This window comes from Streptomyces sp. NPDC059355 (assembly GCF_042752335.1).
In the GTDB taxonomy this organism is placed as follows: Bacteria; Actinomycetota; Actinomycetes; order Streptomycetales; family Streptomycetaceae; genus Streptomyces.
Map to the genome: position 1 here is coordinate 30194 of NZ_JBHYXN010000051.1, position 24799 is coordinate 54992.

Below are 24799 nucleotides of genomic sequence, written 5' to 3' on the forward strand. Positions count from 1 at the left end.
GCGTCAGCCGGCGCAGCCTGCGAACACACCGGGGGCGCAGTTGGTCGGGTAGTTGTCCGCCACGGTGGTGGCGGTCAGCGAGACGGTGCTCGCGTTGTTGAAGATGCCGCCCGGAGCACCGCCTGCGTAGTTGCCGGTCACCGAGCTGTTCCTGAGGATGAGCGAGGCGCCGGAGATGTCGGAGATCGCGCCGCCCGTCGCCCCGGTCTCGACGACCCGGTTGGCGAAGACCGTGGTCCGCTCCAGGGTCAGGGTCGACCGGCGGTTGAGGATGCCACCGCCTCCGTCGTTGTCCTCGGCCGTCTCGTTGCCCTGCACGAGGGTGTCCGTGACGGTCCCCGTCAGCATGAAGGCGCTGATGCCGCCGCCGTCGAGCCTGGCGGCGTTGTCGGTCACCCGGCTGCCGCCGAGGGTCAGGCTGCCGCGTGCGTCCAGCCCGCCGCCGGTGTCCTTGGCGGTGTTGCCGGTGATGGTGGTGTTCGAGATGTTCGCGGTGCCTGCGCTGTAGACGCCGCCGCCGTTGTTCGTGGAGATGTTGTGGCTCACGGTGCTGTTGCGGAGGTTGAGAGTGCCGGAGCTGGTGATGCCGCCGCCGGCCCCGGAGAGCGCCGAGACGTTCCTGGTCACCGTGACGGAGTCGAGGGTGAGCACGCCCGCGTTGGCGATGCCGCCGCCGCCCGCGCCTCCGCTCTCCGACCGGCCGCCGCGGACCGTCAGGTCGTTCAGGGTGAGCCTGCCGTTCGGAGCGGTGACCTCGAAGATCCGGAAGCCGGTCGCCGACCGGCGCAGGATCGTGCTGCCGTTGCCCACGACGGTGATGTCGCCGGTCACCTGTGGCAGACCGTTGCCCGGATTGTCGGGGGCCGTGAGGGTGTACGTGCAGCCGGGCGAGAGGAAGAGCCGCGCGGGCCCGGCGACGTCGTTGGCCGTGGTGATGGCGTCCCGGAGCGCGGCGGCGGTGCACGGCACGAACCGCTGAGCGTGGGCCTCGGCGGCGGGCGGGGCGACCACGGTCGCGAGGGCTGCCGCCGCGGCGGCGAGGACTCCGAGTCTGAACATGGCGGCCAAAGTGCGTATATCGAATAAGCGGACCATGGCGCGGAAGGGGGCGCGCCGCAGCCGGTCCCCCGGGGAGGGAGCCCCGCCCGCCACTCGTACGGGCTCCGCCGCCCCGGCGCGACGGAAGGGTCGGCCCCCGCCATGGTGCGCTACCAGCCGGTAGGGCACCATGGGCGCCCAGCCCAGCCCACCACAGCACTGCCGGAGGAACCCCATGGCGCCCGCCACCCCCAAGCCGGAGATCCTGGCCGCTTTCGAGGCGGCCAAGGGGTTCATGCCCGTACGCGAGGGCCTCGCCCTGTACGAGGCGGCCGCCGCCGCGGCGGCGCTCGGGCTGCCGCTCCTGGAGGTCGGCACGTACTGCGGTCGCTCCACCATCCTGCTGGCCGACGCCGCCCGCGAGGCCGGGGTGGCCGCGATCACGGTCGACCACCACCGCGGCAGCGAGGAGCAGCAGCCGGGCTGGGAGTACCACGACCCGAGCGTCGTGGACCCGGAGGTCGGACTGATGGACACCCTCCCGGCCTTCCGCCGCACCCTCCACAAGGCGGGCCTGGAAGAGCACGTCATCGCGATCGTGGGCCGCTCCCCGCAGGTCGCGGCGGCCTGGGGCGGCAAGCTCGGCTTCGTCTTCATCGACGGCGGCCACACCGACGAGCACGCCGCCGGCGACTACGAGGGCTGGGCCCCGCACGTCGCCGAGGGCGGCACGCTCGCCATCCACGACGTGTTCCCCGACCCGGCCGACGGCGGCCAGGCCCCGTACCGGATCTACCTGCGTGCCCTGGCCTCCGGCGCCTTCGAGGAGGTCTCGGTGACCGACTCCCTCCGCATCCTGCGCCGCACCGCGCCGGGGATCTAGGGGGTCTTGCGGAGTGTCCGCCGGGCTCGGGCCCGCGCCCGGCGGCGCACGTATAAGCGGATAAGCGCACCACGCCCCCATATGGCCCACGGTCCGCGCCGACGGCGGGCAGCCGGTCTAGCATCGCGAACGTGCGCTACGACGACAGTCCCCCCTCCCCCGAGTCCGCCTCCTCGGTCAGCCCGGACCGACGGTGGTTCACGCGCCGCTCCGGCCTCGCCGTCGGAGCCGCCGTACTCGCCCCGACCCTCCTGGCGGGGTGGGTCCTCGTCCAGGTGACCACCGGCGCGGGTGCGGACGACGCCCGTCCGCCCCGGATCGTGATGCCGGCCGCCGCCCCCTCGCCCACCCAGGCCTCGACCCCGACATCGACGGCGACCGCCCCCGAAACCAAGGGCCCGCTCGCCGGCAAGACCGTGGTCATCGACCCCGGCCACAACACCGGAAACTTCCAGCACACCTCCGAGATCGACCAGAAGGTCGACATCGGCACCATCCGCAAGGAATGCGACACCACCGGCACCACCACCAACGCCGGTTACAAGGAAGCCGAGTTCACCCTCGACGTGTCGCGCCGGCTGCGCACCGTCCTGGAGGCCAAGGGCCTCAAGGTGGCCCTGACCCACGAGGCCGACCGCGCCTGGGGCCCCTGTATCAACGAACGCGCCCGCATCGGCAACGAGGCCGCCGCCGACGCCGTGGTCTCGGTCCACGCGGACGGCGTCTCCTCGGGCAACCGCGGCTACCACATCATCCTCCCGGCCAAGGTCAAGGGCGGCGCCGCGGACACCGCGAAGATCGTCGGCCCGTCGCGCGACCTCGGCGAGAAGATCGGTTCGAACTTCGCCCGGACCACCGGCTCCGCCCCCGCCAACTACCTCGGCAGCGGAACCGGCTTGGTGGTCCGCGACGATCTGGGCGGACTCAATCTCTCGACCCGGCCCAAGGTGTTCATCGAATGCGGCAACATGCGTGACGCCAAGGACGCGGCGCTGCTGACGAGTCCGGAGTGGCGGCAGAAGGCTGCCCAGGGCATCGCGGACGGCATCGTCGGCTTCTTGGGCGGGTAATCCCCCGGGGACAGCCTGCCGCCCCGATCCTCTCGGTTGCCGGGAACCTCCGTACCATGGTCCCGCCCGCCCCGCTCCTGCACGTGCGCGACCGCGGCACCACGAGACGACCGAGACCGAGAAGGACACCTAAGACGTGAACATCCGCTCCCTCACTCGAGGCGACGGCGTGGTGATCGGAGCAGCGGCGCTGCTGTTCATCGCCTCGTTCCTCGACTTCTACTCCGCGACCGGCCTCGACCTGCCGAGCGTGTGGGACACCGACGTATACCGTCTGGCGCTTCCCACCATCTTCCTGCTCGGCTTCATCGCGGCCGGTCTGCTCATCGCCGCCCGCTTCCAGCCGGAGACCCGCAAGCTCGCGGGCCTGCCGCTGGCCGCGTGGGGGACGGTGCTCGCGGTCGCCGCCGCCTGGTCCTCCCTCTGGTCCCTGATCACCAGCCCGAGCGGCGCCGACCTCGGCGCGGGCTGCATCATCGCCTTCCTCGCCACCCTCGCGCTTGCGGGCGTGGCCGTCGCGGGCGCGAAGGTCCCCGCGCTCGCCGGCGGTCTGGTGCCCGAGCCGAAGCCCGTCGCCGCCGCGCCGTACGGGGCCCAGCCCCAGCCCGGCACCGGGTACGGCTACCCGGGCGCCCAGCAGGGCCAGCCGTACGGGTCCACCCCGCAGCCGGTCCCGCCGTACGGCGGCACCCCGCAGCCGAACCCGACTCCGGGTCCGCAGGACCCGGCGCCCGCCCCGGCGGCGGACTTCACGCCGTTCTGGTTCGCGGTCCCGGTGGCCCGCCCCCTCTTCCCGGAGGACGGCTCCCCCACCCCGATCGCCGAGCTCGCGCCGGGCACCTGGTACCTGGCCGTGGACCAGCGCGGCCCGGCCACGCTGATCGCCCAGACCCAGGACGGCCGCCGCGGCGTCCTGAACGACACCTCGGGCATCCAGCGCGGCTGACGCCGCCCCCTGCGCACGGCCGACGGCCCCCCGCCCTTCCGGGCGGGGGGCCGTTGCCCTACAGTCACCTGACGCATCGTCAGATATGGCTGGAGGGAACGTACATGCGCCTCGGACTCGCACTCGGCTACTGGGGCCGCGGCCCCGACCGGACCCACCTCGACCTCGCCGCCGAGGCCGAGAACCTCGGCTACGACTCGGTGTGGACCGCCGAGGCCTGGGGCTCGGACGCCTTCACCCCGCTCACCTGGATCGCCGCGCACACCTCGCGGATCCGCCTCGGCACCGCCATCGCCCAGATGGCCGCCCGCACCCCCACCGCCACCGCCATGCACGCCCTGACCCTGGACCACCTCTCCGGCGGCCGGATGATGCTGGGCCTCGGCCTGTCCGGCCCCCAGGTGGTCGAGGGCTGGTACGGGCGCCCCTTCCCCGCGAGCCCCCTCACCGCCACCCGCGAGTACGTCGACATCATCCGCCAGGTGCTGCGCCGCGAAGGGCCCGTCGCCCTCGACGGCCGCTTCCACCAACACCCGTACCGCGGGGAGGACGGCACCGGCATCGGCAAACCGCTGAGGCCCATCACCCACCCGCTGCGCGCGGACCTGCCGGTCCTGCTCGGCGCCGAGGGCCCGAAGAACATCGCCCAGACCACCCGCATCGCGGACGGCTGGCTCCCCCTCTACTGGTCGCCGACCCGCACCGACGTCTACCGGGCCTCGCTGGCCGACCTCCCCGAGGGGTTCATGATCGCGCCGATGGCCCGGGCGAAGGTCTGCGACGACGTCGCCGAGGGCCTGCTCCCGGTCAAGGCGATGCTCGGCTTCTACATCGGCGGGATGGGACACGCGGCCCGCAACTTCCACGCCGACCTGATGGCCAGGATGGGCTACGAGGAGGAGGCCCGCCGCATCCAGGAGCTGTTCCTCGCCGGGCGCAGGGAGGAGGCGGTCCTCGCCGTCCCGGACGCCTTCGCCGACGAGATCTCGCTCATCGGCCCGCGCGAGCGCATCGCCGAACGCCTCGACCTGTGGCGCAAGGGCCCGGTCACCGACCTGCTCGTGACGGCCCCGGACCCGCACACGCTGAGGGTCCTGGCGGAGCTCAACAAGTAATCGCATGTGACAGAGACTGACCGAAAGTAGATGATGATCGTCGCAATTCGTCTCCTGCCGGAAAGAACCCCCTGGTGCGCCCCACTCGTACGACCGTCCTGCTGACCACAGGCCTCGTCACCCTGCTCGGGATCCCGGCCGCCGCCGCGGCCGACAACCCGTCCACGCTGTACGTGAACAACTCCGCCTCCGCGCCCAGGTGCTCCGATACCGGACCCGGATCCGAGGACGCTCCGTTCTGCACGATCTCGGCGGGCGCCAAGGCCGCACAGCCCGGCCAGACCGTGCAGGTCCTCGCGTACAAGTCGTACGACGAGACCGTCACCGTCGACCGCTCCGGGGAGCCGGGCAAGCCCATCTCCATCGTCATGCGGCCGAACACCGGCGGCCCCATCCGGGTCAAGGGCCTCAAGGTTCATGGCGCCTCCCACGTGGTGGTGCGCGGGCTGGCCTCCACCGGAGGGGTCCAGGTCAGCGGTTCCACCGACATCGAGCTGGACCGGATCACCGTCGCCTCGCAGACCGAACCCGTCGTCATCGGCGCGGAAAGCGTCGACGTGCGCCTGACCAGGAGCAACCTGCTCTCCCCCGTCCGGATCGAGGGCGGCTCCCGGGGCACCGTGCTGGGCCGCAACCAGATCCGCGGCGGCATCACGGCCGCGGTCGACGCGGTCTGGGGTCCGGGCACCATCGTCACCAACAACACCCTCTACCTCAGCTGCGACGCGGCCATCTCCTTCCGCAGCGGTTCCACCGGTTCCGGGGCGTTCAACAACCTGATCAACACCAGCGGCCCCAAGTCCTGCGTCAACCCCGGCCCGCGCAGCGGCATCCTGGTGGGACAGGACTCCACGACCGGCACCCGCGCCGACCACAACCTGCTGGCCGGCTTCCCGGCGGACGGGGTGGTCCCCTACAGGTGGGCCGAGGCCGTCCACACCACTCCGGAGGCGCTCCGGGCCGCGACCGGCCAGGGCGCGCACGACATCCTGACCGCGAACACCTGGGACGTCGGCCCGTGGGACCGCTCCCCCAACGTCGACTCCGGCGACTCGGCCGCGCCCGGCGTCCTGCCCACCGACTACAACGGGTACCCGGTGGTGGACAACCCGCTCGCGCCCAACACGGGCAAGGACGGCGGCTTCATCGACCGCGGCGCCCACGAGCAGCAGGACATCGTGCGCGACGTCCAGCTGGAGATCGCGCAGAACTGGGCCCCGGTCGGCACCACCGTCCAGGTGAAGGCCGCGGCGGACAACAACTGGCCCGGAACGCTCACGTACCGCTACGACTTCGGTGACGGGACGGCTCCGGTCGTCACCAAGTCGGCCACCACCGAGCACGTCTACCAGTCCCCCTGCGCGTGCACGGTCAGCGTGAAGGCGATCACCGCCGCGGGCAAGGAGGCCTACCGCCAGCAGCCGATCAAGGTGACCCCTGCCACGCCTCTGGCCACGGCCTTCACCGCGCAGCCGTACCTGCCGAGCGAGAACGACCCGAACCAGCTGGTGAAGCCGCTGTCCGTCCAGGTCGACCCGCAGAGCGCCGCGGCCCCGTGGCCGATCGCGCGGATGGACGTGGACTACGGCGACGGCGCGAAGGACACCGCCGGCAACGCGAACCCGGTCCAGCACGCCTACAAGCAGCCCGGCACGTACAAGGTGACCGTGACCCTCACGGACGTCGAGGGCGCCACCTCCAGCGCCGAGCGGACCGTGCAGGTCACCTACACCCCGGCCGGCTACGTCGCCGTCCGCCCGGCCCGCGTCCTGGACACCCGTACGACCGGCTCCCCCGTCCAGGGCGGCACCGCCACCCCGATCGACGTTCCCGTCCACTACTACAGCTCCGGCCCGCACCACACGGCCGGCGCGTCCGCCGTGGTCCTGAACGTGACCGTCACCGGTGCCACCGAGGACACCCACCTCAGCGTCTGGCCCTCGGGCCAGCCCCGCCCGGTCACCTCGAACGTCAACGTCAAGGCGGGCGGCACCTCCTCCAACACCGTCACCGTGCCCGTAGGCGCCGACGGCATGATCTCCGCGCAGCTCAACTCCGGCAAGGCCGCGCTCATCGTGGACTACGTCGGCCACTACCAGCCGAACACCGGGCAGCGCTTCACCCCGCTCGCCCCGACCCGCGTCGCCGACACCCGCACCGCGGGCGGCGCCCTGGGCGGCGGACAGACCCGCACGGTGAAGGTCGCGGGCGTGAACGGCATCCCCGCCGACGCCACGGCCGTCGCCTTCAACCTGACCGGTACGGGCTCCACCGAGAACGCGCACGTCATCGCCTACCCGGAGGCGGACAAGCGCCCGGCCACCTCGAACCTCAACCTGGAACCCGGCAAGGACAAGTCGAACCAGGCCATCGTCCCCGTCGGCCCGGACGGCACGATCACCCTCTACACCAACAGCGGCTCCACCCACCTCGTCCTCGACGCGGTCGGCTACTACGCGAAGGACGGCAAGGGCCTGTTCACCCCCGCCGTGCCGCAGCGCCTCGCCGACACCCGCGCCACCGGAAAGCTCGCGCCCGGCGCGACCACCACCGTCACCGGGATCCCGGCGGGTGCGATCGGCGCGGCCCTGAACGTCACCGCGACCGACACCACCGGCCCCGGCTTCCTCACCGTGTACGGGTACGGCAGCGCCCGTCCCGAGGCCAGCAGCCTCAACACCCGTCCCGGTGAGACCATCCCCAACCACGTCACCACCCCGGTGGGCGACGGCGGCCGCGTCACCATCGCCAACAGCTGGGGCGGCGCCAACCACGTGATCACCGACCTGTTCGGCTACTTCACCCAGGGCTGACCCCCCGCCCGCAGCACACCGGAGCCCCGGCCACCGCGCAACCGCGGCGACCGGGGCTCCCGGCGTGTCAGGGCGAGGGGGCGTCCGCGTCCGGGCCTGCCTGGGGGACCGCTTCCAGGAGTTCACGAAGGTCCAGCGGCATGACGGCGATCTCGATGGTCCCGCCGGCCTCGGCGCTCCCATACGTGCAGGACACGATCCGCGAGCCGGGGTTGATGGAGATGCCCTCCTTCACCGACGGCGCCCGCACCCCGGTGGCCCGGCCGTCGGGCAGCGGTACGGGCTCACCGCGCCGGGGGTCCCAGCGGACCGCGTCCGGGCCGGTGAACACCCGGCCCATCCGCCAGCGGCCCGCGCCGGCCGGATGCCGCACCATGCACGGGATCCCGTCGGAGGTCCCGGCGGCGAGGCGTTCGCGCCGCTTGCGCCGCAGAAAATCGATCATTTGTCCATTGAAGCAGGCCGACGGGCCGGCCGGGCGACGCTGCCCGGCCGGCCCGCGGAGCACGAGGGGCCGCAGGCCTATCCGCCGCTCAACTGGGACAGGCTCGGGACCTTGTCGGTCACCGTGGCGCCGGCGCCCGCGCCCGCACCCTTGACGCCGGTGATGACGTCCTGGAGGGAGCTCAGGTCGGAGTCGGTCGCATCGCCCTTGCGCAGCTTGGAACCCAGCCCCTTGAGGGACGCGATGCCCGCCGTCAGCGGGGCCACCGCCTTCGACAGCAACGGGTCGCCCTTGGCGTTGTCCGCGGCCGCCTTCAGCCGGTTGTACGCGAAGGCGCCCGCGAGGCCCGCCTTGACGAGGGCGAACGTACGGCCCTTGGCGCCCTTCTTGAACTTGCCCGCACGGTACGGCTTGATGATCCACTGGTAGGTGGCCCCGGCCGCGAGCCCCGCGTTGGCGACGAACCGCGTCTTCGCGAACTTCTGCTTCTCCGCGGGGGTGCTGGGCGCGGGGGAGGCTGCGGCCGCCTCGTCGGCGGTCTCCTGCCAGGCGGCCGCCTGCGCGGTCAGCGCCTGCACGGCGAGCGCCTCGTCGGCGACCTGCTGCTGCGCCGCCAAGGACAGCGCGATGTCCGCGCGCGCGGGCTCACCGCCTCCGGATCCACTGGCGGAGCCGCCGCCGCAGGCGGTGGCGCCCGCGAGCAGCGCGCCGGACACGAGCAGGGCCGTGACGGCGCGGCGGAACCGGGTGCTGGTGGGTATGGACTCGCTGGGTTTCGACACGGTGGACCTCCGGGGAGTGAGGTGTCTCCCGCAGCGTCACCCGGGCCCCGGCGCTGCGCCACTTGGCTGACCCGTTCGGGTTTGCTTCACCCGGACGGGGCAAGACGCGCTGCATGCGCACACACACCGGAGTACACGCCCGAGGAGGCGTTCAAGCCGGCCGGGTCGTCGCCGCGGTGGCGGACGTCATGGCCTTTACGATCGGCTTGTGGGTCCTTCTCTACTTCCTCGACGCCAACCGGGGCAACGGCCTCGTGGAGTTCGTCCACGACGCCGCCACCTGGCTGGCCGGATGGTCCTACGACCTGTTCACCTTCGACCGGGAGTGGGTCCAGGTCGTGGTCGGCTACGGCGTGGCGGCCGTGGCCTACCTCGTCATCGGCCACCTCGTCGCGGGCCGGCTCTACCGCCGCTGACCGCGCGCTCCCCCACGGGCAGGCCCCCGTCCGCGGCGGCCTGCCCCCGCCGTGCCCGCCGCCCTACCGGCAGCAGTCGGGCTCCAGTCCGGACGGCAGCTCCAGCCCCCCGAACACCGCCCCGGTGGCCTCGTCCCCGCCCAGCGCGGCCACGGCGAGCAGCAGCGACCCGGCCGTCCAGGTCGTCTGCTCGACCGGCCACACCGCCTTGTCCTCGAAGACGTAGCCCGTCCAGTACATGCCGTTGTCCGCGCGCAGGTGCGTGATCGAGCGCAGGATCTCCAGCGCCCGGTCCGACTCACCCGTCGCCCACAGGGCCAGCGCGAGCTCGCAGGACTCCCCGCCCGTCACCCACGGGTTCGGCAGGACGCAGCGCACACCGAGCCCGGGGACCACGAACTCGTCCCAGCGCTCCTCGATCCGCGCCTTCGCCTGCGCGCCGCAGAGGGCGCCGCCCAGCACCGGGTAGTACCAGTCCATCGAGTACCGGGACTTGTCCAGGAACCGCTCGGGGTGGCGCCGGATCGCGTGCCCGAGGGCCCCCGCCGCCAGCTCCCAGTCCGGCTGCGGCTCCTCGCGGTGCTCGGCGATCGCCAGCGCGCAGCGCAGCGCCTGGTGGATCGAGGAGGAGCCGGTGAGCAGCGCGTCCGTGACGGCGCTGCCGTCGGCCTCCCGCTTCCAGCCGATCTCCCCGCCCGGCTGCTGCAGCGCCAGCACGAACTCGGTCGCCGAGTGGACGACCGGCCACATGCGGTCCAGGAACGGGTCGTCGCCGGTGGCCAGGTAGTGGTGCCAGACGCCGACGGCTATGTACGCGACGAAGTTGCTCTCCCGGCTCGCGTCCTGCGGCGCGGCGGTGTCCACTCCGTCCGGCCGGTCCGCGTACGCCGCGTACCAGGAGCCGTCGGCGTTCTGGTGCCGGGCGAGCCAGTCGTACGCCCGCTCCGCGGCCTCGTGCTCGCCCGCCACGTCCAGGGCCATCGCGGCCTCGGTGTGGTCCCACGGGTCCAGGTGGTGGCCGCGGAACCACGGGATGGCCCCGTCGGATCGCTGCGCGGCGAGGATGCCGGCCACCGTCCCGGCGGCCTCCTCGGCCGTCAGTACGCCGTCCAGGACCAGGCGTTCGGTGCGCCCGGGCGAGCTCACTTCGCTGCGCCGACGGGAAGGTGCGGCTTCGTCGCGTACGCCACGAAGCTCTTGCCGATGACCGGGTTGAGCGCCTGCTCCGCGAGCCGCGTGGCCAGCGGCTTCTTCATGATGTCCCAGACCAGGAGCTTGTGGTACGCCTTCACCGGCAGCGCCTGGTCGTTGTCGACGCCGAACGCGCACTTGAGCCACCAGTACGGGGAGTGCAGCCCGTGGGCGTGGTGGGTGCCGTACGGCTTGAGGCCGGCGGCCTCCATCTTCCCGAGCAGTTCGTCGGCCTTGTAGATGCGGATGTGGCCGCCCTCGACCTCGTGGTACGCGTCGCTCAGCGCCCAGCAGATCTTCTCCGGGCCGTAGCGCGGGACGGTGATGGCGATGCGGCCGCCGGGCTTCAGGACGCGGACCATCTCGGCGAGCACGCCCTTGTCGTCGGGGATGTGCTCCATCACCTCGGAGATGATGACGACATCGAAGGACTCGTCCGGGAAGGGCAGGGCCAGCGCGTCGCCCTCCATCGCGGTGGCGGTGGCGCCGGCCGGGGCCTCACCGGCCTCCTTCATGGCGGCGAACCACTTGGCGACCTCGCGGATCTCCTCGCCGTTGCGGTCGACTGCGACCACCTGGGCGCCGCGCCGGTAGCACTCGAAGGCGTGCCGGCCGGCGCCGCAGCCCAGATCGAGCACACGGTCGCCTGCGGCGAGCGGGAACCGGGAGAAATCGACGGTCAGCACGGGGTCCTGCCTTCGCGGTCGCGGGGGTGTACGGGGGTGGTGTGGAGAAGACGGAAGGTCACCGCGCGCGGCGGCTGCGGGCTGCCTGCTCGACGGCGGCACGGTAGAGCACGGCGGTGCCCTCGGCGGCTCTGGCCCACGTGAACCGGGACAGCACCCGCTCGCGTCCGGCCGCGCCGAGGCGGGCCCGCAGCTGCGCGTCGCCCAGCAGCCGGCCCAGGGCGGCGGCCAGCGCACCCGCGTCGCCGGGCGGCACCGCGAGACAGGTCTCGCCGTCCGGGCCCGCGACCTCGGGGATCGCACCGCCGGTGGTGGCGACCAGCGGGGTACCGGTGGCCATGGCCTCGGCGGCGGGCAGCGAGAAGCCCTCGTACAGCGAAGGCACGCAGGCGATCTGCGCGCTGCGCACCAGGTCGACGAGCTCGGCGTCGGTGATGCCCTTGACGAAGCGGACCGCGTCCTGGAGCCCGTACGTCTCGATCGCGCGGGCGACGGGGCCCTTCTCGGCCCGCTTGCCGACGACGACGAGATGGGCGTCGGGCTGCTCGGTGCGCAGCTTCGCGAGTGCCTCGACGAGATGGACGAGGCCCTTGAGCGGGACGTCGGCGCTGGAGGTGGTGACGATCCGTCCGGGCACCTCGGCGACGGACGCGTCGGGCGACCACAGGTCGGTGTCGGCGCCGATGTGGACGACGTGGATGCGCTCGTCGCGCACGCCCAGGTGCTCGGCGATCTCCTGCTTGGAGGAGCCGGAGACGGTCAGCACGGAGGGCAGCCGGCGGGCGACGCGCCCCTGCATGCGCGTGAAGCCGTACCAGCGGCGGACGGAGAGCCGCTTCTTGCGGTCCTGCGCGGCGTCCAGGTCCAGCTGCCGGTCCACGGTGATGGGGTGGTGGATGGTGGTGACGAGCGGGGCGCCGAGGTCGGCGAGCAGGCCGTAGCCGAGCGTCTGGTTGTCGTGGATGACGTCGAACTCGCCCGCGCGGGCGGCGAGATGGCGCCGGGCCCGCAGCGAGAAGGTCAGCGGCTCGGGGAATCCGCCGGTCCACATGGTGGCGACCTCGAGCGCGTCGATCCAGTCCCGGTACTCGTCGCGCTTCGGCGTACGGAACGGGTCGGGGTGCCGGTACAGGTCCAGGCTCGGCAGCTCGGTGAGCGTGGCGCCGGTGTCGAGGACCGGGTACGGCTGCGCGCCGATGACCTCGACGCTGTGGCCGAGCTTCACGAGCTCCCGCGAGAGGTGCCGGACGTAGACGCCCTGGCCGCCGCAGAACGGGTTCCCCTTATAGGTGAGGAGTGCGATGCGCAACGGGCGGTCGCCGTCGGTGGCGGAACCCGCGAAAGGGCTTGTCACCATGGCCTCAGCGGTCACTCTCGGCCCCCTTCTCCCTGCACTTTCGCCGGAGCGTAACCGCTCGCATAATGTAGAACAAGTTTCAGACTTGATCCGTCGAAGACCATTGAATCTACCGGCCGGAAACCACACCGTAAGAGGCGGAGCAGGTGATTCACGCCACGGCTTCGACGCCTGACATGCTGGCTGCAGATCACCTGTCGATACACGACGCGAACAGGCCGGAAGTCAGCACCGCAACGACACGGAACGCCATGGAACGGGACAGATGACAGCGGATGCGAAAGCCGTCGCCATGACGGCGTCCCCTCCCCTGACGGAGCGCCAGGAGGCGCGCCGCCGCCGGATCCTGCACGCCAGCGCGCAGCTGGCAAGCCGGGGCGGCTTCGACGCCGTCCAGATGCGGGAGGTCGCCGAGGCGGCCGGAGTCGCACTGGGCACGCTGTACCGGTACTTCCCGTCGAAGGTGCACCTGCTCGTCGCCACCATGCAGGACCAGCTGCAGCACATGCACACGACACTCCGCAAACGCCCCCCGGCGGGCGAGGACCCGGCCGCCCGGGTCGCGGAGACCCTGATGCGCGCCTTCCGGGCGCTGCAGCGGGAACCGCACCTCGCCGACGCGATGGTCCGCGCACTGACGTTCGCGGACCGCAGTGTGAGCGCCGAGGTGGACACGGTGTCCCGGCTGACCACGGCGATCATCCTGGACGCGATGGGCCTGGAGGCCCCGCCGACGGCGGAGCAGCTCTCGGCGGTCCGGGTGATCGAGCACACCTGGCACTCGGCACTGATCACCTGGCTCTCGGGCCGCGCCTCGATCGCCCAGGTCAAGATCGACATCGAAATGGTCTGCCGTCTGATCACGCTGACGGCGCCTGGGGCGGGGGCGGGGTCTTCGGATTCGGCCTGAAAGGTACAGCCTGGAGGGGGTCGGGCGGCGGGGCGAGGGCTTCGGGGGCGGGCGGGACTTGTGTGCTCGGGGTCGGTGGTGTGTCCGGGGGCGTCCCGTCAGTCCACTGTCCTTCCGTGTCCGGTCGGTCCGTCAAGGGCGCTCCCTGCGGTCGCGTCGCTCCGCGATGGCCTTCGGCCACCCTTGACCGACCGCCCCGCCCCGGAATGCCATAAGACTGCCGGGAAACCCCCGAAGGAATGGCCGGGAGGTTCATGTCCAGGGACGGGCCCTCAGCGATGCCGACCGGCGCCTCCTGCCCATCAGCACGACCAGCGGTCGCCGTGAGCAGTCATTCCGCACCTCGGTGGGCCCCAACCTGCACCGGATGACGATGGGATGACCATCCCCCACCGGTTCGCGACGGATCGCTACGCGCTTCTCCCGGCATGGCGTCCGACGACCGTCCGGGGCTGGTCAAAAGGCGGCGAAGGCTCATCAGCCGGTGCAGCGCTTGCTGTTGAGTGCGGTCGCGGCGCCCTTGTCGTAACCGGCCTGCCAGTTCGGATCCGGTGCGAGCTGCTTCGGCGCGTTCTTCTGGCAGGTCGCAAGTGTTTCCTTGAGTCCTTGCTGGAAGCCCGTGCTGTATTGGTTCTCGCCTTGGTTCGTCGTCGTGCTGTCGCCGACGCATGTGGTGCGCTGACTCTCAGCGGGGGTCGGCGCGTTGGACCACTCGACGACGTAGTTGCCAGGCGGCAGCATCGAGATGGTCGGCGTGCCCTTGTGGATGATCTTCGAGACGTTGCTGCCCGTCTCCGTCACCCGCATGTCACCGCTGAACCCGGAGACCGTGAGCGTCACGGTGTTCGACGGGCCGGCCGCGGCCGTGCAGGCGGCGGTGACCAGGGTTGGCGAGGCCGCCACGGCATGAGCTGCCGGGAAGAGTCCGGCCATGGAAACGATGAGGACTCCGACGAGAGCCGGCCGGCTGGGTCCGTTCATGGTTTCGCCTTCCCCTTCACACCTCCCCTCTCCATGCTCCTCCCCCGCCCCGCCCCTGTCGACCGGGCGCCGCACGGTGTGCGATCAGCCCCGGACGGTCGTCGGACGCCATGCCGGGAGAAGCGCGTAGCGATCCGTCGCGAACCGGTGGGGGATGGTCATCTCATCGCCATCCGGTGCAGGTTGGGGCCCACCGAGGTGCGGATGGCTGCTGATGACGCCCTCTGGGTGTGCTGATGGGCAGGAGGCGCCGATCGGCATCGCTGAGGGCCCGTTCCTGCCCGGTAAACCCCCGGCCATCCTTCGGGGGCTTCCCGGCAGTCTGTTGTCTTTCCGGGGCGGGGCGGTCGGTCAAGGGTGGAGCGCAGCGACATCGCGGAGCGACGCGAACGAAGTGAGCGCCCTTGACGGACCGACCCGACACGGAAGGACAACAGACTGCCGGGACGCCCCCGGACACACCACCGACCCCGCCCCACCAGGACCCCGCCCCCCGAAGCCCCCGCCCCGTCCCGCCCCCTACTCCTCCGGCGGAAACACCGCCTCCCCGCTCCCGGCCAGCGTGATCAGGATGGCCTCCACCGGGCAGCCCTCCGCCGCCGTCAGGATCGGTTCGTTCGCGTCCGTCTCCGGATCCCGCGGATGCGACTGGCGCGCCGAGTCCAGCGCGAAGCCCTCCGGCGCGTGGTTCACGCACATCCCCGAGCCGATGCAGACCCCCCGGTCCACCTCCACCACCCAGCGGTCACCCACGGCGCTCACGCACCCGCCGCGTAGCCCGCCGGCAGGTGGATCATCTTGTGCTCCAGGTACTCGCTCAGCCCCTCGGGCCCGAACTCCCGCCCCACACCGCTGTTCTTGTAGCCGCCGAACGGCCCCAGCATGTCCAGGCTGAAGGTGTTCACGTTGAAGGTGCCCGTCCGCACCTGCCGGGCGAAGTCGATGCCGTGCTCGACGTCCCCCGTCCAGACGCTGCCGCTCAGACCGAACTCCGAGTCGTTGGCGACCCGTACCGCCTCCGCCTCGTCCGCGTACGGGATCAGACAGACGACCGGCCCGAAGATCTCCTCGCGGGCGATCCGCATCGAGTTGTCCACGTCCCCGAAGAGCGTCGGTTCCACGTACCAGCCCCGCTCCAGCCCCGCCGGGCGGCCGCCACCCGCCAGGACCTTCGCGCCCTCCTCCTGCCCGATCCGGATGTAGTCCAGCGACCGCTGCTGCTGCCGCCTGGCCACCAGCGGCCCGAGCTGCGTCGCCGGGTCCAGCGGGTCGCCGACCACCAGCGCGCCGGCCGCGGCCGCGAGCGCCTCCGCGACCTCCTCGTACCGGCTGCGCGGCGCGAGCACCCGGGTCTGGGCCACGCAGGCCTGCCCGTTGTTCATCCAGGCCGCCGGGACGATGCCCGCGATGGTCGACTCCAGGTCGGCGTCCGGCAGGATCACGGCGGCGGACTTGCCGCCGAGTTCGAGCGTGACCCGCGTCAGGTTGCGGGCGGCGACCTCCATCACGCGCCGGCCGGCCGCGACCGAGCCGGTGAAGGCCACCTTGTCGACACCGGGGTGGCCGACCAGGTACTCGCTGACCTCCCGGTCGGCGGGCAGGATCGACAGCACCCCCTCCGGCAGCCCGGCCTCGCGCGCGATGTCGGCGAGGATGTACGAGTCCAGCGGCGACTCGGGGGACGGCTTCAGGATCACCGTCGACCCCGTCAGCAGTGCGGGCGCCAGTTTCGCGGCGGCCACGAACTGCGGCACGTTCCATGGGATGACGGCCGCGACCACGCCCACCGGCTCCCGGCGCACCAGGATCGGCCCGAGCACGCCTTGGCGGTGCTCCTCGTACGGGTAGGCGCGCGCGACCTGGATCGCTGCGTCGTAGACCATCATCGGGCCGAGTGCCTGTGCGAGGACGCTCCAGGAGTACGGGGACCCGTTCTGCGAGCTGATCGACCGGGCGATCTCCTCGTGCCGGACGGCGATCGCGTCCTTGATCCGGGTGACGACGGCGATCCGCTCGTCCAGGGACATCCGGGGCCAGGGCCCCTCGTCGAAGGCCTTGCGCGCGACCGCGACGGCGCGGTCCACGTCCGCGCGGGAGGCGTGCGGGACGCTGCCGATGACCTGCTCGGTGTGGGGGGAGACGATCTCGATCGTGTCGGTGCCCAGCGGATCCGTCCACTCCCCGCCGATGAACAGGTGTCCGTGTTCCACGAGCTCGGTCATGGCTGCTGCCTCCTGCGGCTTGGCGTTCCAGAACTGATACCAGTTCTAGTTCGAGGAGTCCACGGCCTGGACGGAACAGCCCGGAAGATCCAACAAGGGGTTGCGGCTAGTCAGAACCGCCCGCAGATGGTCGACTTGGGCTACTACTGGAACACGTTCTTGTAAGAGTGAGCCGGGCGGCGCAGACGCGGCCGGGCGCAGACAGGGAGCCCTCATGCCTCAGGACACGCCTCAGGACACGACGCCGCAGGCCACGCCCCCCGCTGCCGCGGCCGCGCCCCCCATCACGCCCCACGTCACCGACCACGGCGGCGGTGTCCGCGGCATCAAGGTCCCGATCCCCGACAACCCGCTGGGCCACACGCTCGTCCACGTCCTCGACACCGACCGCGGCCCGGTCCTCGTCGACACCGGCTGGGACGACCCGGAGTCCTGGGACACCCTCGTCGCCGGCCTGGGCGCGCTCGGCATCGCGATCGCCGACGTCCACGGCGTGGTCATCACCCACCACCACCCCGACCACCACGGCCTGTCCGGCCGGGTCCGCGAGGCCTCCGGGGCGTGGATCGCCATGCACGCCGCCGACACCGCGGTCGTCGTACGGACCCGCTCCGCCGAGCCCGGCACCTGGTTCGACTACATGAGCGAGAAGCTGGCCGCCGCCGGAGCCCCCGAGGAGCACATCGCCCCCCTGAGGGCCGCCCGCGCGAGCGGCCGCCCGCGCACCCTGCCCGGCCTGCGGGCCGCGGTCCCCGACCGGGAGATCGTCCCCGGCGAGCTGCTCCCCCTCGCCGGACGCCGCCTGCGCGCCATCTGGACCCCGGGGCACACCCCCGGCCATGTCTGCCTGCACCTGGAGGAGCGGCATCCGGCGAACCTCCCCGGCAACGGCCGCCTCTTCTCCGGGGACCACCTGCTGCCCGGAATCTCCCCGCACATCGGCCTCTACGAGGACCCGTCGTCCGAGCTGGCCACCGATCCCCTCGGCGACTACCTCGACTCCCTCGAACGCATCGGCCGCCTCGACCCGGCCGAGGTCCTCCCGGCACACCAGCACGCCTTCACCGACGCCCCGGCCCGGGTACGCGAACTGCTGCACCACCACGAGGAGCGGCTGACCGGCCTGCGGAAGCTGCTGGCCGAGCCGCTGACCCCGTGGGAGCTGGCGGAGCGCATGGAGTGGAACCGGCCCTGGGAGCAGATCCCGTACGGCTCCCGCAGCATCGCCGTCTCGGAAGCGGAAGCCCACCTGCGGCGGCTGGTGAAGCAGGGCCGGGCGGAGGCGGTCCCGGGCAGCGACCCGGTCACCTACCGCGCACTGTGACGGCGACGGGCCCCGCGGTAAGGGGCGCTACGGGCGGACGCCACCCTTCCGGACTGCTACGGGCCGGTACAGTGAACCCGTCGTCCACCCTTCCGTACGAGGGGAAGCCGGTGCGATTCCGGCGCTGACCCGCAACCGTGACCCGCCCAGGCCCCTGCCGGGCGGGGAGCCGGACCGCCCCGTACGCGAGGTGCGCGGCTCGCGCCGCCGGAGTCCCCGGCGGCCGGCACCGTCGAGGTAAACGGAGCCGGAGCCCGGTGCCCTGTGCGGGCCTGCTCTCCTGCTCCCCAGCACGAGAGGCACCCGCCCCCATGAACGTCCGCCGCAGCGCCGCCGCGCTCGCCGCCTCCGCCGTGCTCTGCGTGGGCGCCGCCCCCGCAGCCCTCGCCGCACCCTCCCCCTCCACCCCGCCGGCCCCGGTGATCCCCTCCGGCCTCTACGGCAAGAAGGACCCGACGTACGACGGCGTGTGGCGGCAGTCCTTCGCGCTGCTGGCCCAGAACACGGTCGGTGTGAAGCCGGCCAAGGAGGCCGTCGACTGGCTCGCCGGGCAGCAGTGCGCGAACGGCGGCTTCGCCTCCTTCCGCGCGGACGCGGCCACCGCCTGCGACGACAAGACGATGTTCGACACGAACGCCACCGCGGTGGCCGTGCAGGCGCTGAAGGCGACGGGCGGCCGGGACGCGGCCGTCAAGAAGGCCGTGGACTGGCTGAAGTCCGTCCAGAACGAGGACGGCGGCTGGGCCTTCGTCCCCGGCACCCCGAGCGAGGGCAACTCCACGTCCATCGTCATCAGCGCGCTGGCGGTGGCGGGCGAGAAGCCGGCCGAGGTGAAGTCGAAGGCCGGCAAGTCCGCGTACGAGGGCCTGCTCGCCTTCCAGCTGGGCTGCGCCGCCGAGCCGGCCGCCGACCGGGGTGCCTTCGGGTACCAGCCGGCGCCGGACGGCAAGCTCCCGGCCGACGCCGACGCCACGGCCGCCGCCGTCCTGGCCGGCCTGGGCCAGGGCTCGGTCGTCTCCCCCCAGTCCACGGACACCCCCGCGGCCGCACTGGCCTGCCCGGCGGGCGCCGCCGACCCGGCGGCCGCGGCGCAGGGCGCGGCCGGCTACCTGGCCGAGACGCTGAAGAAGGACGGCCACCTCACGGCCGTCACCCCGGGCGCCGACCAGCCGACCGCGGACACCGGCAACACCGCCGACGCGGTGATCGCCCTGGCCGCGGCCGGACACAAGCAGTCGGCGGCGGGCGCGCTGGAGTGGCTGAAGACGAACTCGGCGGAGTGGGCCAAGGACAGCCCGGCGGCCCTCGGCACCCTGGTCCTGGCCGCGCATGCGACGGGCACGGACCCGAAGTCGTTCGGCGGCACCGACCTGGTGACGGCCCTGAACGCGACGGGCCCGGCCCCGCAGACCTCCGCGACGGCGCAGCCCAGGTCGAACACGTCGGACGCGAAGGACGAGGGCAACGACTCGAACGTCTGGTGGATCGTGGGCGCGGGCCTGGCGGCCGGCATGGGCATCGGCGTCCTGCTGAGCGGCCGCCGGAAGAAGAACCAGCTCTGATGCGCCGCAGCCCGACCCCGCTGGTCCTCGCGTTCGGCATCCTCCTCACCCTCCTGGCATCCTCCCCGGCCCTGGCGGCGGGCTACCGCTACTGGTCGTTCTGGGAGGGCTCGGGAGGCCAGTGGCACTACGCCACGCAGGGCCCCTCGACGGCCCGGCCGGCGGACGGCTCGGCCCTGGGCTTCCGCTTCTCGGTGAGCCAGGACGCAGCGGCCGAGGCGGCGAAGCCGCGCGCCGCGGCCGATTTCGCGGCGGTCTGCGCGGCCACTCCGGCCGTGGAGGGCCGCAAGCGGATCGCGGTGGTCGTGGACTTCGGCGTGCCGGCGGACGCCCCGGCGGGCGACGCCCCGCCGCAGGACGCCCCGCGCACGGCCTGCGCCCAGGTCGCCCCGGACGCCACGGCGGCCGAGGCCCTGGCGCAGGCCGCCAAGCCGCTCCGCTACAACAGCGCCGCGCTGCTGTGCGCGGTCTCGGGCTACCCGAAGCAGGGCTGCGGCGAACCGATCGCGGACGCGGAGGAAAAGCCGCGGGCGGATGCGACGCCGAAGCCGTCGGCGCAGGCCGAGCCCGCGGACGGCGGCCCGTCGACCTCCCTGCTGGCCGGCCTGGCGGCGGTGGCCGCCCTGGCGGCGGCCGCGGTCTGGCAGTCCCGCCGCCGCCGATGACACCCCCCACCGCCCCCGGCTCACCCGAGTCCCCCCGCCCGGCGGAGCCGACGGACGCGGCGGCGGCCGGTGTGCACGGGGCCGGAATGGCCACCCGCGCCGGCGGCGCCGCTGGGTACGGCGGCCTTCGGCGGGCCACGGCGGGCGGTGCGGGTACGGTCCGCCCCCGCCGGCCCGCGGACGAAGGCGTGACACGGCCCGGGCCCGGGCCGGCCGGGGCGGGTGGTCCCGGGCCGGGGCCGACGTACAGGACGAGCCGGGTGCACCGGCTGGCGGCTCCGCGGGCCCGTCGGGGCAACGCCCTGCACGCGGGGGCGTGGTGGCTCTGGGCGCTCGGCCTCGCCACCGCCGCCTCGCGCACCACCAATCCGCTGCTCCTCGGCCTGATCGCCGGCGTGGCCGGCTACGTCGTGGCCGCCCGCCGGACCGCGGCCCCCTGGGCCCGTTCCTACGGCGCGTTCCTGAGGCTCGGCCTCTTCGTCATCGGACTCCGGCTCCTCTTCTCCGTGCTGCTCGGCTCCCCGATCCCCGGCGCGCACGTCCTGTTCGCCCTCCCCGAGGTGCCGCTGCCCGCCTGGGCGGCCCAGGGGATCCGCCTCGGCGGGCGCGTCAGCGCCGAGCAGCTCGTCTTCGCCTTCTACGACGGCGCCAAGCTGGCCACCCTCCTCGTCTGCGTCGGCGCGGCCAACGCCCTCGCCAACCCGGCGCGGCTGCTGAAGTCCCTCCCGGCCGCCCTCTACGAGGCCGGGGTCGCCGTCGTCGTCGCCATGACCTTCGCGCCGAACATGGTCGCCGACGTCGCCCGCCTGCGAACCGCCCGCCGCCTGCGCGGGCGCCCCACCGGCGGCGTCAAGGCGATCCTCCAGATCGGCCTGCCCGTCCTGGAGGGCGCGCTGGAGCGCTCCGTCGCCGTCGCCGCCTCGATGGACGCGCGCGGCTACGGCCGCACCGCGCAGGTCCCGCCCGCCGTCCGGCACACCACCAACGTCCTCACCCTGGGCGGGCTGCTCGGCATGTGCGCCGGCACGTACGGGCTGCTCGCCGCCGAGGGCGCCGCGTACGGTCTGCCGGTCCTCGCGATCGGGCTCGGCCTGGCACTCGCCGGCCTGCGCCTCGGCGGGCGGCGCAGCATCCGGACCCGCTACCGGCCCGATCGGTGGGGGTGGCGCGCGTGGGTGGTCGCCGGGTCGGGTGCGGCGGTCGCCGCCGCCCTGATCCGCGCCGGGTCGCTCGACCCGGCCGCCCTCCAGCCGGGCGTCGTCCCGCTGGTCGCCCCGGCCCTGCCCCTGTGGCCGGCGGCGGCGATCCTGATCGGCCTGCTCCCGGCGTTCGTCGCCCCCGTACCTCCGAAGGAGTCGTCGCAGTGATCCGCTTCGAGCAGGTGTCGGTCACGTACGACGGCGCGGCGCAGCCCTCCCTCCGTGATGTGGATCTGGTGATCCCGGAGGGCGAGCTCACGCTCCTCGTGGGCCCGTCGGGCGTCGGCAAGTCCACCCTCCTCGGTGCCGTCTGCGGCCTGGTCCCGCACTTCACCGGGGGCACGCTGCGGGGCCGCGTCACGGTCGACGGCCGCGACACCCGTACGCACAAGCCGCGCGAGCTCGCCGACGTGGTGGGCACGGTCGGTCAGGACCCGCTCGCCCATTTCGTGACGGACGTGGTCGAGGACGAGCTGGCGTACGGCATGGAATCGCTCGGCCTGGCCCCGGCCGTCATGCGCCGCCGCGTCGAGGAGGCCCTGGACCTGCTCGGCCTGAACGAACTGCGCGACCGCCCCATCGCCACCCTGTCCGGGGGCCAGCAGCAGCGGGTCGCGATCGGCTCGGTCCTGACCCCGCACCCGAAGGTCCTGGTCCTGGACGAGCCCACCTCGGCCCTGGACCCGGCCGCCGCCGAGGAGGTGCTCGCGGTCCTTCAGCGGCTGGTGCACGACCTGGGCACGACGGTCCTGCTGGCGGAACACCGCCTGGAGCGGGTGGTCCAGTACGCGGACCGGGTCCTCCTCCTCCCGTCCCCGGGCGCGGCCCCCCTCCTCGGCAGCCCGTCCGAGATCATGGCCGTCTCCCCCGTCCACCCCCCGGTGGTGGCCCTGGGCCGCCTGGCGGGCTGGTACCCCCTCCCCCTCTCGATCCGCGACGCCCGCCGCCACGCCCCGCCCCTCCTGACCCGCCTCCCCACGACCCCGCCCCCGGCCCCTGCCGCCACCCCGGCCCACCTGACGCCCGCGCCCGCGCCCGCCGCGACCCGGCCGGGTTCCCCGGCGTCCGCCGCCACCCCGGCCCACGTGACGCCCACCACCGCCCGACCGGCGCCCTCGCCCGCCGCGGCGCCGGAGGCCGCCGGGGAGACGGGGTCCGGGGGCGGAGCCCCCGGTTCCGGGAAGGGGCGGGGTGGGGAGAAGGCCCCGCGCAGCGGCCCCGTACCCCGCCCCGGCCTCCTGGCCCGCCTGCTCCGCCGGAGCGAGCCCACCCCCGGCTCCGGCCCCGCCGCGGGCACCGGCACCGGCACCCCGGCGGAGCCGGTGGCCCGGATCGCCGCCCTCTCCCTCCGCCGCGGCCGCGCCGAAGTCCTCCACGGCATCGACCTCTCCGTCGCGGCCGGCGAGACCATCGCCCTCATGGGCCGCAACGGCGCCGGCAAGTCCACCCTCCTCGCCACGCTCATCGGCACGCTCGCCCCCACCACCGGCACCGTGACCGTCGGCGGCCGCACCCCCCACCGCACCGCACCGCAGGAGATGGTCCGCCGCGTCGGCCTCGTCCCCCAGGAGCCCCGCGACCTCCTCTACGCCGACACCGTGGCCGCCGAGTGCTCCGCCGCCGACTCCGACGCCGGCGCAGCGCCCGGCACCTGCCGGGACCTCGTCTCCTCCCTGCTCCCCGGCGTCCCCGACGACACCCATCCCCGGGACCTCTCCGAGGGGCAGCGCCTGGCCCTGGCCCTGGCGCTCGTACTCACCGGCCGGCCCGCCCTGCTCCTGCTCGACGAGCCGACCCGCGGTCTGGACTACGCGGCCAAGGCCCGTCTGATCGAGATCCTGCGGGCGCTGGCCGCCGACGGGCACGCGATCGTCCTCGCCACCCACGACGTGGAGCTCGCCGCCGAGCTGGCCCACCGGGTCGTGATCCTGGCCGGCGGCGAGATCGTCGCGGACGGCCCGACCGCCGAGGTCGTCGTATCGTCCCCGGCCTTCGCACCGCAGGTGGCCAAGATCCTGGCCCCGGCCCACTGGCTCACGGTGACCCAGGTCGCGGAGGCCCTGACCGAAGCGGCACCCCGGGCCCAGGCCGAGCCCCGGGCCCAGGCCGCCCCGCAAGCGGAGGCCGCCCCGCAAGGCGAGGCCACACCCCGAGCCGAGGAAACGCCATGAGCGCCCGCCCCCTGCGCATCGGCCCCCGCGCCGCCGCCGCGCTGCTCCTCGTCACCCTCATCGGCATCGCGGCCTTCGGCTGGCCACTCCTCGCCGACCGCCAGTCCGGCCTGGCCCACTCCCAGGACGCCCCCTGGCTCTTCGCCGGGCTGCTCCCCCTCCTCGTCGCCGTGGTCGTCGCGACCATCGCGGACCAGGGCATGGACGCGAAGGCCGTGGCGATGCTCGGCGTGCTCGCCGCGGTCGGGGCGGCCCTGCGGCCGCTGGGCGCCGGCACGGCCGGCCTGGAGCCGATGTTCTTCCTGATGGTGCTCAGCGGCCGCGTCCTCGGCCCGGGTTTCGGCTTCGTCCTCGGCTCGGTCACGATGTTCGCCTCCGCCCTGCTCACGGGCGGGGTCGGGCCGTGGATGCCGTTCCAGATGCTGGCCATGGGCTGGTTCTCGATGGGCGCCGGGCTGCTGCCCGGTGCCCAGAGGCTCCGGGGCCGGGCGGAGCTGCTGATGCTGGCGGCGTACGGGTTCGCCGGCTCGTTCGCGTACGGCACGATCATGAACTTGCAGGGCTGGGTGCTCCTGCAGGGCATGGGCCAGGGCATCTCGTTCCACCCCGGGGATCCGGTCCCCGCGAATCTGGCGCGTTTCGCCGCGTACTGCGTGGCGACGTCGCTGGGCTGGGACCTGGGCCGGGCCGTGCTGACCGTCGTACTGACCTTCGCGATCGGCGGCACGCTGCTGAAGGCGCTGCGGCGGGCGGTGCGGAAAGCGGCGTTCGAGGTGCCGGTTGCCTTCGGTTCGCGTTGAAAGTGGCCTGGCGCACAGCCCTTTTCGTGTAGCGAACCGCCACAGACCGTGACATTCGGGCCCCCTGCCGGTGACTCACCCCATAGGACCCACGTCACATACGACCCGCTCTAGTGGTCCGCGGACCCCGCTCCCCCACGGCCCGGAGCCCTGATCGCGGGCTGGGCGCTGCGAAGCCCGCTAGTAACAGCACTCGTTGCCAGCACCCCGCCGGCCTGTCTAA

The 24799-nt window shown here is 73.3% G+C and carries 22 protein-coding genes and 1 riboswitch; of the genes, 13 read left to right on the forward strand and 9 right to left on the reverse strand.

Going from position 1 to position 24799, the window contains the following annotated elements; genetic code table 11:
- Nucleotides 1–3: 3 nt before the first annotated feature.
- The gene (locus tag ACFXGI_RS33200; RefSeq protein WP_384714899.1) at nt 4–1059 is read right to left on the reverse strand and encodes a right-handed parallel beta-helix repeat-containing protein; all 1056 of its coding nucleotides are present in this window, start codon (nt 1057–1059) and stop codon (nt 4–6) included.
- A 214-nt stretch (nt 1060–1273) separates the two neighbouring features.
- On the opposite strand from ACFXGI_RS33200, the gene ACFXGI_RS33205 reads away from it, so the two are divergent.
- From ACFXGI_RS33205 to ACFXGI_RS33225, 5 genes are all read left to right on the forward strand, one after another.
- On the forward strand, nt 1274–1921 hold the full coding sequence (locus ACFXGI_RS33205) for a class I SAM-dependent methyltransferase (protein WP_384714902.1): 648 nt from the start codon (nt 1274–1276) through the stop codon (nt 1919–1921).
- Between the two features lie 131 nt (nt 1922–2052).
- Nucleotides 2053–2991 carry an N-acetylmuramoyl-L-alanine amidase gene (locus tag ACFXGI_RS33210; RefSeq protein WP_384714905.1) on the forward strand — a complete coding sequence of 313 codons (939 nt, stop codon included), beginning with the start codon at nt 2053–2055 and terminating at the stop codon, nt 2989–2991.
- Between the two features lie 136 nt (nt 2992–3127).
- On the forward strand, nt 3128–3937 hold the full coding sequence (locus tag ACFXGI_RS33215) for a hypothetical protein (protein WP_384714908.1): 810 nt from the start codon (nt 3128–3130) through the stop codon (nt 3935–3937).
- A gap of 104 nt (nt 3938–4041) precedes the next feature.
- Nucleotides 4042–5052: an LLM class F420-dependent oxidoreductase gene (locus tag ACFXGI_RS33220; RefSeq protein WP_384714911.1), complete on the forward strand. Its 1011-nt coding sequence runs from the start codon at nt 4042–4044 to the stop codon at nt 5050–5052.
- A gap of 74 nt (nt 5053–5126) precedes the next feature.
- Nucleotides 5127–7865, forward strand: a complete 2739-nt coding sequence (locus tag ACFXGI_RS33225; protein ID WP_384714914.1) for a PKD domain-containing protein — start codon at nt 5127–5129, stop codon at nt 7863–7865.
- A 67-nt stretch (nt 7866–7932) separates the two neighbouring features.
- On the opposite strand, the gene ACFXGI_RS33230 is transcribed toward ACFXGI_RS33225, so the two are convergent.
- Nucleotides 7933–8310 (reverse strand): hypothetical protein, encoded by a 378-nt coding sequence (locus tag ACFXGI_RS33230; protein WP_384714917.1) that lies wholly within the window; start codon nt 8308–8310, stop codon nt 7933–7935.
- Between the two features lie 77 nt (nt 8311–8387).
- Nucleotides 8388–8879, reverse strand: a complete 492-nt coding sequence (locus ACFXGI_RS33235) for a hypothetical protein (protein WP_384714956.1) — start codon at nt 8877–8879, stop codon at nt 8388–8390.
- 326 nt (nt 8880–9205) lie between these two features.
- Between ACFXGI_RS33235 and ACFXGI_RS33240 the strand changes: the two genes are divergently transcribed.
- Nucleotides 9206–9508 (forward strand): hypothetical protein, encoded by a 303-nt coding sequence (locus ACFXGI_RS33240; protein WP_063755638.1) that lies wholly within the window; start codon nt 9206–9208, stop codon nt 9506–9508.
- A gap of 63 nt (nt 9509–9571) precedes the next feature.
- Here ACFXGI_RS33240 and ACFXGI_RS33245 read toward each other — a convergent pair whose 3' ends face one another.
- The 3 genes from ACFXGI_RS33245 to ACFXGI_RS33255 are packed head-to-tail and all read right to left on the reverse strand — an operon-like array spanning nt 9572 to nt 12757.
- Nucleotides 9572–10654, reverse strand: a complete 1083-nt coding sequence (locus ACFXGI_RS33245) for a prenyltransferase (protein ID WP_384714921.1) — start codon at nt 10652–10654, stop codon at nt 9572–9574.
- Nucleotides 10651–11385 carry a class I SAM-dependent methyltransferase gene (locus ACFXGI_RS33250; RefSeq protein ID WP_053693378.1) on the reverse strand — a complete coding sequence of 245 codons (735 nt, stop codon included), beginning with the start codon at nt 11383–11385 and terminating at the stop codon, nt 10651–10653. The genes ACFXGI_RS33245 and ACFXGI_RS33250 overlap by 4 nt, the downstream gene beginning before the upstream one ends.
- A 58-nt stretch (nt 11386–11443) precedes the next feature.
- Nucleotides 11444–12757: a glycosyltransferase family 4 protein gene (locus tag ACFXGI_RS33255; RefSeq protein ID WP_384714924.1), complete on the reverse strand. Its 1314-nt coding sequence runs from the start codon at nt 12755–12757 to the stop codon at nt 11444–11446.
- A 250-nt stretch (nt 12758–13007) separates the two neighbouring features.
- Between ACFXGI_RS33255 and ACFXGI_RS33260 the strand changes: the two genes are divergently transcribed.
- Complete coding sequence (locus ACFXGI_RS33260; protein ID WP_384714928.1) at nt 13008–13652, forward strand: TetR family transcriptional regulator; 645 nt, start codon at nt 13008–13010, stop codon at nt 13650–13652.
- 477 nt (nt 13653–14129) lie between these two features.
- Here ACFXGI_RS33260 and ACFXGI_RS33265 read toward each other — a convergent pair whose 3' ends face one another.
- From ACFXGI_RS33265 to ACFXGI_RS33275, 3 genes are all read right to left on the reverse strand, one after another.
- Nucleotides 14130–14633 (reverse strand): hypothetical protein, encoded by a 504-nt coding sequence (locus ACFXGI_RS33265; RefSeq protein WP_384714931.1) that lies wholly within the window; start codon nt 14631–14633, stop codon nt 14130–14132.
- Between the two features lie 519 nt (nt 14634–15152).
- Nucleotides 15153–15386 (reverse strand): ferredoxin, encoded by a 234-nt coding sequence (locus ACFXGI_RS33270; RefSeq protein WP_054223178.1) that lies wholly within the window; start codon nt 15384–15386, stop codon nt 15153–15155.
- A gap of 5 nt (nt 15387–15391) precedes the next feature.
- On the reverse strand, nt 15392–16855 hold the full coding sequence (locus ACFXGI_RS33275; protein WP_384714933.1) for an aldehyde dehydrogenase: 1464 nt from the start codon (nt 16853–16855) through the stop codon (nt 15392–15394).
- A gap of 283 nt (nt 16856–17138) precedes the next feature.
- On the opposite strand from ACFXGI_RS33275, the gene ACFXGI_RS33280 reads away from it, so the two are divergent.
- The 6 genes from ACFXGI_RS33280 to ACFXGI_RS33305 all read left to right on the forward strand — a co-directional run bounded on the left by ACFXGI_RS33280 (nt 17139) and on the right by ACFXGI_RS33305 (nt 24576).
- Entirely contained in the window at nt 17139–18179 is a 1041-nt protein-coding gene (locus tag ACFXGI_RS33280; protein WP_384714960.1) for an MBL fold metallo-hydrolase, read from the forward strand.
- Nucleotides 18180–18280: 101 nt separating this feature from the next.
- A riboswitch (cobalamin riboswitch) is annotated at nt 18281–18355 on the forward strand.
- A gap of 135 nt (nt 18356–18490) precedes the next feature.
- Nucleotides 18491–19741 (forward strand): prenyltransferase/squalene oxidase repeat-containing protein, encoded by a 1251-nt coding sequence (locus ACFXGI_RS33285; protein ID WP_384714936.1) that lies wholly within the window; start codon nt 18491–18493, stop codon nt 19739–19741.
- Nucleotides 19741–20406 carry an SCO2322 family protein gene (locus tag ACFXGI_RS33290; RefSeq protein ID WP_384714939.1) on the forward strand — a complete coding sequence of 222 codons (666 nt, stop codon included), beginning with the start codon at nt 19741–19743 and terminating at the stop codon, nt 20404–20406. The genes ACFXGI_RS33285 and ACFXGI_RS33290 overlap by 1 nt, the downstream gene beginning before the upstream one ends.
- The gene (locus tag ACFXGI_RS33295) at nt 20403–21773 is read left to right on the forward strand and encodes an energy-coupling factor transporter transmembrane protein EcfT (RefSeq protein ID WP_384714942.1); all 1371 of its coding nucleotides are present in this window, start codon (nt 20403–20405) and stop codon (nt 21771–21773) included. The genes ACFXGI_RS33290 and ACFXGI_RS33295 overlap by 4 nt, the downstream gene beginning before the upstream one ends.
- Nucleotides 21770–23776 carry an ABC transporter ATP-binding protein gene (locus ACFXGI_RS33300; protein WP_384714944.1) on the forward strand — a complete coding sequence of 669 codons (2007 nt, stop codon included), beginning with the start codon at nt 21770–21772 and terminating at the stop codon, nt 23774–23776. Before ACFXGI_RS33295 ends, ACFXGI_RS33300 begins: the two co-directional genes overlap by 4 nt.
- Nucleotides 23773–24576, forward strand: a complete 804-nt coding sequence (locus ACFXGI_RS33305; protein WP_384714947.1) for an ECF transporter S component — start codon at nt 23773–23775, stop codon at nt 24574–24576. Before ACFXGI_RS33300 ends, ACFXGI_RS33305 begins: the two co-directional genes overlap by 4 nt.
- Nucleotides 24577–24799 lie beyond the last annotated feature (223 nt).